We start from the raw sequence: 14,724 nt of genomic DNA, 5'->3' as shown, positions 1-14,724 counted from the left end.
AAATGCGAATAATTCCCCTTACAATCATCGTCTAAAAGATTTGCGATAATTAACGGTCTCAAATCTCAGTACATAGATAGATGCAAAGGGAATCATATAGTTTGTTAGGCGAGAAAAATTAAAGATTTGTGTTAAAAAACATTATGATTATAAAATTTGACCATAAGATATTAATTGAATGTACTTCTCGTTTGGTAATTATAATTCTAATGATGCGATAAGTGACCTCGACATCAGTAAACAAACCGCCAAAAAACTCATCCAAGATTCTATTGATATGGTCATTATTTCTTCCACCAATAAGGAAAAACAAAGATTGTGACCTACTAATATGATAAGTACCTCGATATCCTAGAAATTAAAACTGAAACAGAATAAAACGTCGCCTCCAGTAGTCTATACAAGATTTTTTCACTGGTTTAGTGCTAACACCGGAAACACAAAAAAACATGCAAATTATCAGTTTTCTTTGGTAATCAGTTCTAGATTAAAGGCGTAACTTCCTTTACAACGGCATCCATTTTACTCTGAACATCCGCATTAAAAGCCTCTATTCTTGTTTTTTGATTCAACTTAAATGCTACATATACAATGCCGGGAAAAATCAAACAAGCAAATGCAATAAAACACCACAAACCATCTATGGGTGTGTAGTTTTTCTTTTGATTTTTAAGATCAAAATACTTGCTTTCGAGAGCTTTAACAAGTTTGTAATTTTGCATGTCTTTATCTCTGGCAAGAATATATTCACTATAGTAAGACCTTCCACTTAATCTCCTAACTTCCTCGGTGTGGCTCCAGCCAAACTTCAAATATTCATCGACACCATACCTGATGGTTTTCGTTTCAATGTTCATAAACGCACTCCTAATTTATTTCGCTTATTGCTTTAGTGTCTAGATTGATTTGATAAAAATGGGCATTCCCAAGCACTAATTTAGGAATATAGTTCAAAAAATAAAGATAGCCCGATGCTGAAATTGATAGACTAGAAGCATAATATAGATTATTATACCCGAGAATTAATTCTTGCGTTCCATCACCTGATGCCGTCTTTCTAACCCTATAAAATCCTGCACTGCCTGAAGCAGTAGCGGCATAAGAATAATAATAAACGTATTCACCACTTAAGATAATCTCGCTCGGATTTGTTTTACTGCTTGCAAGTTTAATCCCCGCGTCTAAAGATGCGAAATCAGTCCTTCTGACAGAGTTTTCGATTGTTCCGTTATAGATATAAAAGATATTATCGTTATCAAATGCAAACTGCTTAACGTTCTTAATATCTTGAGAAAGATTTGTCCCCCCTAGGTTTTCTGAAGAAGAGGTAATTGAATTTAGAGAAATAAATTCGATGTCACCATTGTCCTGGCCGGTTGAGGAGTTGATATAATAGAGTTTTTCGTCTCTAATAGTTAAATTTTTGGCCCCATTGCACTCGGAAAATTTCACATAATCAGTGCCGTCTAATTTCATTCTTGAAATGCCACCGCTGGCACCAGCAAAATTATAATGGGTAGCGTAGATATAGGTTCCATCGGAAACCATATTTCTAACATCGTTGGGACTCAATTTTGTCGCTTCCCCACCAGTTGATAAGTTAACAGTGTATAAATCATTATTCGTTAGCATTGTTACTTGGTTAAAGTACATAATGCCGTCATAAATAAAGAAGTCGGCAATTTTATTAGAAGTAAGTTGAGAACTTTTCTTTGCTACCTCATCGTAAACATATAGTGTCTTGCCGGCATACATATTTAAAAAGTATGTTTTGGTACCTATGGAAATAGTTTTTCCGCCAGTATTTAATGGTATTTCTTCAGGAGCAACAAAGTCTGCTAACAAGTCTACTTTGGCTTTTGAATCAATATCATAACGATATAAATGATAATCTTCAGTATCGATATAAACTAGTGTAGATAAGGAGTCTACATCAAAACCATTCACATCCTCAGTTGCAAAGATATGCTCTTTTGCCAGGCTTGATAGATTAATTCGCCACACGCCTTTAATCGAAGAATCAATATGGGCAACTAAATCAGTACAATTAAAGTAAAGATAGCCGTTTTTAATTGTTAGGTACTCACCTGCATAATCAGTAATTTTTGTTAATTCAAAACTAGTGTCTGTTAAGTCTACATATCCAATATAATCGTTGAGTAAGCCATTGACCGTGCAATAAAGTCTATTTCCATCAATAACATATTCATGTACTTTTTCATTTAGTACTAATGAAATCGTGTTTGTGGATAAATTCATTCTATATAAATGTTTGCTGTCATTGCCATTGGAAAAATAAAGACTATTTCCGTAGATGGAGAGATTGTCACTCTTTCCGGTGAAGACTTTTGTCACAATCGGTTCCGCATCTGAGTCCGTCGAATCTACCCTATAAATTCCAGATTTATCCGCTTTTAATGAATTGCTTGAGTAGTAATATACGGATTCACTATATTTTACAAAATCGTCAATATTTCCATCAGTATATAAAACATTAACGTCACCATTTTTAATTTGTTTGGCCGAATTTAAAAAGGCCGATCCAGTAATAAAAATAGCTTCTGTGCTACTATATTTGTTAAATTCTTTAGGCGATGAATAATCAATCAGATTTAAGCCGTCAGCGGAATCCCAAGAATATAGATAAGAGTTATGTAAACCATTTGAAAAATATGTTTTCCCATCACTAGAAACAAACACTGGCATATCTTTCTTTTGGGCTTTTATGGTTAAAGTCGCACTCTTTGTTAACTGAGTATAATTTTTATTTGTAATAACAACCTCATATGTATAAGTTCCGACTTCAATCGCACTGGTAACTTGTTCACCCTCCGCATTTGTTACTGTTTCTTCCGTTGAGGTGTCGGGAGGAAGAACACCCACTAATTTGACATCATTAATGTGTTCTTTCCCATCATATGTTATGGTAACACTTTCATATACCAAGCCACTAAAATCAGCGGGACTAATCGTAAGACTGGCATTTAAAGTTTTATCATTATAGCCTTCTTTTGTTAACTTAGCCGTTGCCGGATATGTTCCAACATCGGTATAAGCTTCTCGTCCTGTATAAACAATATTTGTATTGTCCGGCACACCCCTCACTTCAGAAAGAATGTGGGAGCCGCCGTCATATATAAACGTGCCACTATCGAAGAAAACGTCGTTAAAATCTTCCTTTGCCGGTTCCAAACTGCTGGAACCCGAGCCGCTAGAACCCGAACTGCTAGAATTGTTTGATGAAGTGTCGCAGGATGCTAATAATAGAACCAACACCAACGGAATAACCACAAACCTTTTTTTCATATAAAAACCCCTCCTAATAATGTGTTTTATTATAAATGAGTAAAGGAACAAAAGAAAAAACCGACAAAATTACGGATAATCCCAGCGCCAGCAAGAACACTGCAACCCCAAACAAAAATCCAAGAATTAAAAATAAAATCTTCATGGCAATCAACCATATAAAGCCATCTAAATTCCAACTAAAAATCAGCCCAGGAAAACGGATGGACCATGAAGACACTTCCATAAAGACATCACTTACGTATGAGGCTGTAAAAATGCAGTATATCGTTGAAACAAATGTGTATCCTATAATGAGAGGAGCGCAGATGGTCCAAACAATTCCCACACTTTCATAGTTCACAAGGCAAATAATAAGCGTAACAACCAGCGATAATATTCCAAATATAATCGCCCAAATCAAAGGCTTTTTATCGTTTCTATCAGTTATTTTATGAAAAATACCTTTATCTTTTTTGATATCTGAAGGTTTTGCTTTCATAGAGTCTTCGACTTCCTGAGTGCGTCTATCAATTTCTTCTTCATGTTTTTTAAAACATGCGTCACAAATTGTAACCATCTCTTTTACACCCGAAGAAGTTCTTCTTTCAATATTATGAACTATATCATTATGAAGTAACTCTTTACCGCAATCACAACACGTGCTGATTTTATTTTTTTCTTGTTCGAGCACAATTTCACTTTCGTCGTCGATTGTTTTGTTATCCTTATTTCCATCCTCAAATAAATAATCGTACGAACAACCATAAATTTTGGTAAGTGTCTTCAAAGTCGTAATATCAGGCTCATTTTCATCATTTTCCCATTTGCTAATGGTTTGAAAAGAGACATTCAATTGCTCTGCTAGTCCCTTTTGTGTTAAGTCTTTTTCAATTCTTAAGCTTTTGAGTTTCTGTCCTAGTGTCACGCCAATCACCTCCTCTCCTATATATTCACTTTTTTGGGGAAAAATTAAATAACTAATAACGGGAATTTATTCGCGAATAAAGGGAATTGAATTCCTGTGACTAAAAATCTTTATATTTTTAATAAAAAACATCAAAAATACGTTATACTCTCAATCATATTTGTTTGATTAGTAAATCCCCTTTTACCTTCACTTGTTATTTGTGTCAAATTATTTTAGCAAAAAAAAACAATATTTGTAAAATTTATGTTACTTCGTGATGTTTAAATAAATCAAATAAACTCTTTTTAAGCAAAAAAACAATTATTTCCACATGATTCGGAATTGCTTTTACGTGTATCTAATTAGTCTATATAAAACACATATTTTATATATGCGATAATTTGAAACATGCTTAATCAACTTGAGCATGTTCTTAATAGGGGTAACAATTTCTCATCAAGCATAATCATGAAGCCATTATTAGCGAGGTCACCATCAAATCACAATTCAAGTCCATAAAAGAAAAGCTTAAGGAATATGAAAATGGCAATCTTAACCTATTAGGTGAACTGCTCAATGACTTCATCAATAAGATTCTAGCGATTGATAATGAACGTATCGTTTACTTGATTTCTAAAAAAAATATCGGCAACAGAGGGAAAAGCAAAAAGAAAAGAGTGAGTAAAGAAACTCGAAATCCATAGCGGTTCTTATGAACAAAAGTTCAACGCCAAAATCCATAAATTAAATAACAAAATCATCTTTATTTGAAAACGTACCAAACAGCCTAAAATGGCAAGAATTAGCGCCAATAAATGAACTAAATTTTAAATTGAAAAAAATCTTGTTTGAAGATTTCTTATATTTATCTAGTGGCATAGTAATTTTTTTGTCTTCCTTAATTGCATTTTCTAAATTTCTTGCTGCTTATTTCTTATCTCTAATTGACATACACCTTGCCTTTGAATGTATAAGAAGGTCAAAAAGATAAGAGATTTGTTTGAATCACAAAAAGCAACATACTTGAAATCCAAATTAGTTATTTGAAATTTCGCATGTAGAAAAACTCTTCTTACATCAAAAAAATTTTTCTAAAGAATCACAAAAGATATATGAACAAAAGCTGTTTTAACCAGACGATGTCCCCTCACTTATAATAGTAAATTCCACTCCAAAAATTATGAATAATTTTCAAAAAAACGGCTTTAGCAAAAAATGTTATTACAAAACAAGAAAATAATTTTGAATAATTTTAAAATTTAAGGGTATATAGATTATTTGGCTTTCGAAAAAAAGATACTAAATAATCCTCTTTATTTGCTCAATGACATTAGGCAACGAATATGTGATTTCGAAATCACTATATCCTTGTGTTTTCTTTCTTAAGAACGCGTGTGAAATCTTGAATTTATTGCCTGATATAGTCAACATGTCGTCAGCTATGGACCAGGTTCCAACATTTTCGTTACTCAAAATATTTGTCAACGGAACACAAATATTCTCAGTTTCGGTTGTAGAGAAGTCTTCATGTAATTTTGATTTAGTAATCCAAGTTAGCAAATCTAAAGCAACCTTTTTATTAAAGAAATGCTGTAATCTCTGATTCCAGAAATTACATATATCTTGATTGTCATCATTCATTAAAACTTCTGCAGAGTCTTTAAATATTTCATCAAGATTTGCTTCGATTTGAGTTGAATATCCAGCACCGCTTGACAAGCTATCATAGAAATAAATATCAACAAACTTGCTAGTTCCATCACTTCTAGTTCTAGTTCCTATCGCTAAGTCGTTATAAGAAATATCAAGTATTCTACTAGCGGACAACTTCATTGTTTCGTATAAAGTAATTGCGGCTGATTTCAAAATCAAATCATCATCTGTAATTTTGTTTACATCAATATAAATTTGCATGAAAAACATGTCTGTTCGAAAACTTGTCCCTAAAAAGACACCTTCTTCTGTGTTTCTATGACTGCATGTAACTCTTGATCCTTTGTATGTAAAAGGCGCACCAATACCATTTTCCTTTAATGATTTATCATTATGAGGTTGCGCTGCTCCACAATCTCTACAAATATCAAAACCTTCAGAATAGTTTCCTTTATTTAGGATAATTACTTCTTCGTTAGTTCTATTACAAATCCTTAAGTTCGGATATTTTGTTTCTTTCAAATCAATTGATGGGGTGGCTGAGTAACAAGGTTCATCCGTATAAGTGAGTTCAGAGTCTAATTCGCTTTCTGAAATTTCTTTTGCATTAATAGGTGCAAACCCCCACGGTCTGATAACGTTTCTTTCCGAATCTTCCTCAAGTTGTTTTCCACAGAACGGACAGACGTTGTTTTGTGGCATTGTTTTTCCAAACCAGCCACACAAAGGGTTTTTACACATATAAACATGTCTATAAAAACCGTTTTCTTCTTTGAAATAAGGCAGTGCCGGTTTATAAAAATTCTCAATGTCTTTACGTATCATTGGCGAATAAATGCCACCGGATTTATAAGTCTTCTTATCCACCACTATGGTCCTCCCTGGAGCATATTCACTTAAGGCAATGTCAATTCCTCTTTGAGGAGATAATTTTGTTGATCCGTCAAACCCTTCAATATTAAATTCGACGACGTCTAACGGGAATGAATATGTTGGTAAAATACCTGTTGTAAATAAATCATCAAACAGTTTCTTCTTATCATCACCATCAAAAGCATTAACAAAATTATCAATATCTTTGAGAAGTTTCGTCTTGAAGGCGTCTGTCTCATGTTTGACAAACAAAACATCAATTTCTTCCTCGGTGAAGATTATTCTATTGACAAACTCTTCAAATATTGAAATTTGAGACACAAAATCTTTAGTCGTGCAATCATATAATGAATCCACCCTTGTATCAAAGAACCTGGTAAAGACGACCAGATTGAAATGTCTGCAGATAATTTTTTCGCTCTTAATATCAATCCAGGGTTTTCTCGGCTTTCCTTTAATGATCTTTTCTGGATTGTTGAAGTAATAAGTGTCATGGGGGCCGCCTTGTGCATATACTGAAATCGTTGACAAAGAGGTTCCTCTTCTACCGGCTCGGCCCGCCCTTTGTTGATAATTTTCTCTTAAAGGAGGGACATTTCTCAAGCCTATAGCAGTTAAAGATCCAATATCAATACCAACTTCCATGGTTGTTGTGCAACTTAAAATATCAATAGGATTGGCATTTTCCTTTTCTACATTAATATCTTGGAAACGCATCTCGTAGTCTTCGGTTTTAGCCCAAGTCTCGATTTTCTGATCTTTATAAGACAATTGAGCAGTGTGTTCTTCGGTGTTTAATGATTTTATTATTTCTTCACTAACAATGGGTTTTCTCCAATAATCAATTTGCTTTAGATCCTTAACGTTTCTCTCTTCTATGTTGCTAGAGCCGCAAATAGAGCAACGATTTTCAATTGAAAATGGATGAATTGATTCACATCTCTTGCAACGAACCCACTTAGCATAATCAGCATCCGTTAAAACAATCTTCGCGGTCTGTAGATTTAAAAAATAATACTCATCTTCTTTGCGAAAAAAGTTTTGCACGATTGCGTCATATATTTTCGAATAACTTAACGGATATTTTTCTTTAATTTTCTCATTGATATAAGAATCGTATTTGTTAAAGCCATAACGATTTCCTTTAATATACTTCACTTCTTTTCTTATGTTTTCAGGAACTGTATTATCAAAGGCAAAGGAATCCGTAAAAGCTTGACAGATAAATGATAAGAAAATTTTGATGAACTCATCTTCGGTTAATCTGGGCTCATCAATATCCAACAAAGCATCTTCAAGCTTTTCTTTTAATGGAGCGATATATCCTAAGCCTAGATTGTGGAAACTAATTGTCGGACTGCAAAAAAGTTCGATTAAATCAGCCTGGTACATCGCGCAGGGCGTATTTAATTCGCTTTGCATCCTAGAGTAATCATTTTTACGGTTTAGTCGCTTATTTCTCTCTAGCAATCTGGCCAATCTCTTTTTATCTTCTTCGAATTTATCTAATTCTTTTCCGTAGAAGAATCGTAATTTGTTTTCAATAGATGTTTCAACAAAAGCAGGATATAGATAATTCATTGGCAGTTCATTGCTTTCTACCGATGAATACACTTTTCCCATAGCAAGGTAAATTGCTTTTTTAAATGCATCAGCATCCGATAGTTTAGTGAGGTCTCTTGCTAAAATTGCGGCAGATTGTCTTGAGTCTGAAAATAACAATACTTTTTTACCGCCATTGGGAAGAAATTTTGATGGTTCTTTCGTCATTGGCTGAGCATCAAACTGAGCTTTTATGATGCTGTAAAAAGGAAGATTGCCCTTAACTTTAAAGTCTGATAGACCAATGAATTTGAATCTTTTTCCACATTTAGGACATGCTTCGAAATGAACCTCATCCGTATCAAATACACTGCTTTTCAACACTCGGATGCATGTCTTCTTATTGATGTTCCTTGAATATAGTTTTCCAGACATAAAGTCAAAGTAAGCTAGCTCTGTGTTTTTAGGCCTAGATTCCAAATCATAATTTGGAGGCAGAATAAACAAGGGACATTCCATTAATTCTTCTTTCTCATCTATCCCTTTTCTGGGCCAGCAGTTCACTTCGATTGCATTTATTGCGTCTTTATGAATAAATGTTTTGATAAATAAGGCGCCACAACGCCTATCATTAATTAATTCAAAAACTTTTGAATGACAATATGGGCATTGCTCTTTCTCTCTTGTGAAAAGCGCCCCGATTTTAACATCGTCTCCTGCATGTGGGTGGTGACATTCCGGATTCAAGCAAGCATATATTCCGTTCAATCCTCTAAAGAACAAATGAATCCGAGCCGGGAATAAAACATTTCCTCCGTCATCTTTTGCTAGAGGTGCTAAAAGAAGTAAATTTTCAAATGCTTTATTGCCTTGCTCATCAAGTTGTCCGATGGTCTCATCCTGCATTTCATTATATGAAACTGCGTTGCCCTTACATAAATTGAGCAATTTTACAAAGGGCTCATATCTTGAAATGTTTTTGTATAACCATAACTGCTCATTGTTTTTTATTTCTTCGCCAAATATTTCTTTGGCAAATATTCTTATATTCTGAGCAATAGTTTCATCAGATAAAACATCATTTTTCAAGGCAAGATCTGCTAACGCTTTAACGTCGAATTTTATTGGATTGTTTAAAACAACATCTTCAGTTTCACCAAAGTTATACTCAAAAGTGTCATCCCTGCAAGTAGAGATTGCCTCAACAAAATTTCGAATATAAACCATATCCTCTTCACTGCCGTGTGGCATACTGGCGCTTGTCATGATGAACTGAATTCTATCATTATTTATTCCAAGTTTAGAGAGTAATCTTCTAATCAAGAAAGCAACCTCGCCACCACTCGCGCCAGAATACATATGAGCTTCATCAATGACGATGAGGATTTTGTTGTCTTTGCTCTGATTTAGCCAATTAATTGTGCTATACCAAATATTACTTTCAACTTTCCTAACAAGCATATATTCAAGCATAGAATAGTTTGTAATCAAAATGTCTGGACAATGTCTTTGCATTTCGTATCGAAGCATTAGTTCAGCATCATTTGAAGAATCATAATCTCCAGGTGTATCGCTTCTTAAAGCGTTGACAAAGGTTTTCATATTTATAGAAGGATATTTATTTATTCTCTTTAACCCTTCAATATCTTTTTCTTTCTCAACTTTTTCTTCCTCGGTTAAAGCATCCTCGATTAAATAGCTCTTTTCATAGGAATCGGCGATTTCTTTGTTGTTTTTCTTTGAAATACCATTCCCGGAATATGGCGTTCTACCAGTGTACATGCCAAATTGTGGTCTTCGTTCATTAGGGGCAAATGCATTTAAAAACTTTACAAACTCATTTTTCTGATCACCGATAATAGATCTAAGCCTTGCGATTTGATCAGAAACCAAGGCGTTCATCGGGTAAATAACAATTGTTCTAACGCCTCTCGTTTCCCATGTCTTTGGCGCATTTATAGCTTCGTTTACCAATTTATAAATTATTGGCCACATAAAACATTCAGTTTTACCTGATCCAGTTCCTGTTGCCACGAACAAATTTCTTCCCTCAACAAATTGTTCCAAAGAATCAACCTGATGTTTAAAAGGAGTTTCAAAGACTCCAAGTTTCTTATCAATTAATGCTAAGAAAAATTTTTTAACCTTTTCATCAATATTGGAATTCTTTATACCATCTTTTACTTTCTTATATGATGGGGTTGATTCGATAAACGGTTTCTGAAAGAGATTGGTGTTGTTTCTTAAAAGCTCATCTGCAGAATTTAACAATAGTTGATTTTCGCCAAAATACTGGCTTGTAATGTAATCGACAAAACGATCTTTCATCAAATCATGAGTTTTTCTTATGCTTAAAACGTTCTTCATATCCGCTTAGTCCTCCATTATTCCTATCGACAAATGATTTAATAGCGCTTTAATTGGCTTTCTCATATATTCATAAGTAACAAACTCATTGATTTCATTGCAATCATTTAATGGCCAACACATTGTTTTAAAAAGCGCAAACTCATTAAAAGGCAAAACGTACCCACCTAACGAAATCTTTATCGCATCATCACAATATTTTTCTATCGTGCACAAGGCAGAGTTCTCACAATAGCCACAAAGGCCCAATATTATTCTCCAAATTTCTCTTATAAAATTATCGTCTTTCTCAGTTTTTGAATATATTGCTGGCAGTGAAGAGACATACGGTTTATGATCTACAATCTTTAAAATTTGGTAATCTAAACCATTATCGATTTTCAAGATTGAATAAGGATATTTATATGCTTGTTTATCATTGAAGAAATCCCATCTGTTCTTTTCAATATTGTAGATTTCAATTTTGCTGTTTTCATTAAAATAATCGAACTTCAGATTCTTTAGCATTCCTTCGAAATATGTAATTGAATCATATTGAATCATCAAAAACTCATTTAAAGATAAATCTGTTTCTTTCGGCTTTCTCCAAATTCCTAAGCCAATCATCCTTTTAACGCTAGTATCTAAATTAATAATCAATGTTTTTTCTCCAATCACTACTGTTTGTTTTGTTGTTGGATATTTAAACGAATAAAAACCTGATTTAATGTAACCTAAATTTAGATATATAGACTCAACTTTTCCAACAAATTCATCTTCATTTGAAAAATAATCTTTTAGTTGCGGTTCAATTTTTATGTATGCCTCCAAAACATTTTTTGCGGAAATTGTAACATGGGATTTAGACACTCGAATTGTACAGTCTTCTTCAAAATCACGATCTGCAAAAAGCTGTATTATCCATTTTGCAATTGCTGAATAGACTAGTCTCTTATGAAAATTATCTTCTGATTCACCCGTAAAAGGGTCAATCAGCAGGTCTTTCGAAATCGTTCCGAATAAATCTTTTAAAGAAGAATTATTAATCATCGAGGCACACCTCACATGCGCTTCTAAGTTTTGGATCAATTATTTTATTAACCAAGTCTTCTTTGCTTATTCCATCGTGAATTGCCTTAAATGGAATTAGAGAATAAGCTAATAGCCCGTAGAATTTGACATTTGCTAGGGTTTTATCCTCGATATTTATTTCTAATAACTCAAGGTTATTTGCAAATTCGTTGTTATTAATTCTTTGTCTTTCTTTAATAGGATGAACATAGCGATATTCAATATAGGATGAATTCATTTTTCCGGAATAAAAAATAAAATCATCTATGGTCTCTTCAGGCAGAAACTTCAACTCGTTTTCATATTCTATTTCAAAGATAAATTTGCAGTCTGGTTCTTCCGTTCTAATGCTAGTTAGCCATGAATGATAAGAGTCGACAACGCCAATAACGTTTTTTATTAAGAATACCGGGGTTATTCCGCTAACTTTTATCGTATTTATCTTAGCTATTAGAACATCAATGTCACAATATTCACCTGCTGTTACAGCACAGTAATTTCCACCACTCACAATTGATGAGATTACAGAAGCAATTGAATCGGAATTTTTAGAAGCTACAAGAACGGGTTTATTTGAATAAATGGCTTCTTTTAAATATTCTCTAAAGATATTAAGTTTGTCTCCTGTGGCGATTTTCTCAATAACGTCCCCAATATCTTCATCGATATACTCGTCATCATCCATCACATCATAATCATCGTGAGTGACTTTTGAGATCTTAAATCCATCTTTTGAGCGAGCTGTTTTTGAAAGATTCATCTGGCTTTCTAGTCTTAAAATTTTGTCTTTTAATTCAGAGATTGATTGAGGCTTGTCTACATTTTCAAGCTTCATTTCAATTTCCTTTTTTAAACATTTCTTTTGCTCATATATCTTTGAATCGACATATTCTTTATCCACTAAATTATCTGCGTTTGCCTGTATGAGCTTGGCATTTTTATCTTGCCATTCTAAGTTTTTATTTACTTGACCTTTTATCTCGGCGAGTTTTTCAGAAATTTCGCCAAGTCTGCGATTAATAGCTTGCATGTCGTCATTTATTTTTTCGTTCTTTTTATCTATGTATTCCGTAATCTCTTTGCTGTTATTTGTATTTTCCTTTTTTATTAAAGAGAGAAGATTAATATTTTCTGATATTTCTTTTTGGGCCTTTTCATCAATATTTTCAAGACGATAAAACAATGGTCTAAAGTCCTCATTCAATGATTCATTCACTACAATAGAAGAAGCCATGGATTCACTGTATCCATCTTCTATCAGTGACTGCTTTTTAAGATTCATATTAGCTAAGTAATTATCGTAAAACCTTGCAAGTTCCTTAAGAAGAATGGCGTCCTTGTCGCGCTTTATTAAATGGCACGATGTGTTAACAAGCATTTCATGAGGGGCTTTCTGGGAGCGAAACCCTTTAAGTTTTTCTGCAAGTTTAGAAATTTTAACATAAAGACTCCTCAGGAAATTTTTAGGAATTCCATAAGTTAAGAATGTCTTTAATTCTTCCTCTGTTAAATCTAATAAACTCGTTTTCATAATCCCTCCTCCATAAGCCACCGTTTAGCAAGCTTTTTGATTTTTTTTTGTCGAAGACACATTCCCAGATATTCAACAATTAATTGGTTCTCTTTGTATTTTTTATATAAGATGAGATATTCATTATCTGTCAGTTGTGAATATGGCCTTGAATATCTAGTGATATTTAATAACTCGTTTTGATCTAATACAGGCGTTTGCCTTTGCGGTGCAGAATAAACCATTCTGTTCAATCTATCTTGAATAACAATGACTTCCTGTTTTGGCTTTAAAGAGGCAATACTATCGACTCTTTTTTTCAATACTCCATTTTCAAATAAATAATTTTTTCCACTATCATCTGTAGCATTATTGCTTTCTAAATAGACAATACTAGATGCAGACTTTTGCTCAGGCTTCTTTGTCTGCTGCGTCACATAAAACGAATCAACGTTATCGTTATTGATTTTAAACCAAAGCATGTCAGTTGAATGCGAATATAAATCGATTACTCGAGAATTATTCTCAAAAGCCATAAACATATTTGTTTTATCTTTTTTGTAATATTTATAATTGCCAACCGAATTGACTGGGGGCCAAATAATCACTGCATTGTTCTTTTCTACTAATGTACAATTCCTTGATGAGCAAAATTTTTCTGTGCTATTTGTTAGCCTATGAAAAACAATATCAAATGCGTAATATACTTGATAATCAGCATTCAATTGCTTGTTGAAAATGATTCTTCTAACCGTAGCTTCGCTTTCGGATAAATTGAAACAGTTTTCATAAGCGAATACTAAATAATGTTTCCCGAGGTATACTTTTCCGCTCACTCTTTTGCACGCGAACGATTTGATGTTTTTTAGACTATGATCACCAGTTGTTTCGGAAAAATATTCTTGGAGAATCAGATTTGAATATATCTGAAAATCCGGACGAAAGCACTCAAAATCATATGAGATATTGTGGGAGTTTCCATTCCCGGTAATAGAAATGCGCGCAGAATTAGGAAACCCTTCTAGACTAATTCGTTTAATTTCACCCGAACTAAAATGGCCCTCGTCGATTGGTAATGAAAGTGATCCCCGGTAAGAAGTCGAAACAGATAACAAAGAGTCGTTTTGCTGATTGCTTTTTATCTCTTCTTTTTTCAACGGTGGGATTGTTATCAAACTAGTCCATATGTCGCCAAAATATCTAATTTCAAAGTTTAAAGATATGTCCTTGTCTCTGAATAATTTCTTTCTAAATAAAGCTTCGCATGTTTTCGATTCTTGCCCTTCATGATAAAAGGAACAATAACTATGTCCTTCATGAGTAGGAATATGCTTGAAAAAAGAGGTATTATGCAACCCGTTACAATAAATTATTTCATCACCACATTCAACGCAGATTATAGCTTTAATGTTGCACCATTGTGGATGCTCACTAATATAGTGCTCATATTCTTGAATCGTCATCTCCCGGTGTTCAAGCGTATGAAATACTTTAGGTATACTAGGCATAACGTTTTACCTACTTTCTTTGTTTA

8 protein-coding genes are annotated in these 14,724 nt (G+C 33.6%); 1 reads left to right on the top strand and 7 read right to left on the bottom strand.

Features of this window, described 5'->3' with window-relative positions:
• The first annotated feature begins 178 nt into the window (after positions 1-178).
• A complete protein-coding gene (locus PKC96_01635; protein ID HMM00028.1) occupies positions 179-322 on the top strand; it encodes a hypothetical protein in 144 nt (47 codons plus the stop codon).
• A gap of 160 nt (positions 323-482) precedes the next feature.
• Here the strand turns inward: PKC96_01635 and PKC96_01630 are convergent, their stop codons facing one another.
• The 7 genes from PKC96_01630 to PKC96_01600 form a co-directional block, all read right to left on the bottom strand.
• Positions 483-857: a hypothetical protein gene (locus PKC96_01630; protein HMM00027.1), complete on the bottom strand. Its 375-nt coding sequence runs from the start codon at positions 855-857 to the stop codon at positions 483-485.
• 10 nt (positions 858-867) lie between these two features.
• Complete coding sequence (locus PKC96_01625) at positions 868-3,306, bottom strand: DUF5050 domain-containing protein (protein ID HMM00026.1); 2,439 nt, start codon at positions 3,304-3,306, stop codon at positions 868-870.
• 13 nt (positions 3,307-3,319) lie between these two features.
• A complete protein-coding gene (locus PKC96_01620) occupies positions 3,320-4,213 on the bottom strand; it encodes a helix-turn-helix domain-containing protein (GenBank protein ID HMM00025.1) in 894 nt (297 codons plus the stop codon).
• A gap of 1,281 nt (positions 4,214-5,494) precedes the next feature.
• Positions 5,495-10,630 (bottom strand): DEAD/DEAH box helicase, encoded by a 5,136-nt coding sequence (locus tag PKC96_01615; protein ID HMM00024.1) that lies wholly within the window; start codon positions 10,628-10,630, stop codon positions 5,495-5,497.
• A gap of 6 nt (positions 10,631-10,636) precedes the next feature.
• Positions 10,637-11,659: a hypothetical protein gene (locus PKC96_01610; GenBank protein ID HMM00023.1), complete on the bottom strand. Its 1,023-nt coding sequence runs from the start codon at positions 11,657-11,659 to the stop codon at positions 10,637-10,639.
• Positions 11,652-13,211, bottom strand: a complete 1,560-nt coding sequence (locus PKC96_01605; GenBank protein HMM00022.1) for a hypothetical protein — start codon at positions 13,209-13,211, stop codon at positions 11,652-11,654. The genes PKC96_01610 and PKC96_01605 overlap by 8 nt, the downstream gene beginning before the upstream one ends.
• Positions 13,208-14,698 (bottom strand): hypothetical protein, encoded by a 1,491-nt coding sequence (locus PKC96_01600; GenBank protein HMM00021.1) that lies wholly within the window; start codon positions 14,696-14,698, stop codon positions 13,208-13,210. Before PKC96_01600 ends, PKC96_01605 begins: the two co-directional genes overlap by 4 nt.
• Positions 14,699-14,724 lie beyond the last annotated feature (26 nt).

This window comes from Bacilli bacterium, from assembly GCA_035326105.1.
In the GTDB taxonomy this organism is placed as follows: Bacteria; Bacillota_I; Bacilli_A; order RFN20; family CAG-826; genus UBA7706.
The sequence above is the reverse complement of the archived record's forward strand: the minus strand, read 5'-3'. Positions and strand labels throughout refer to the sequence as shown.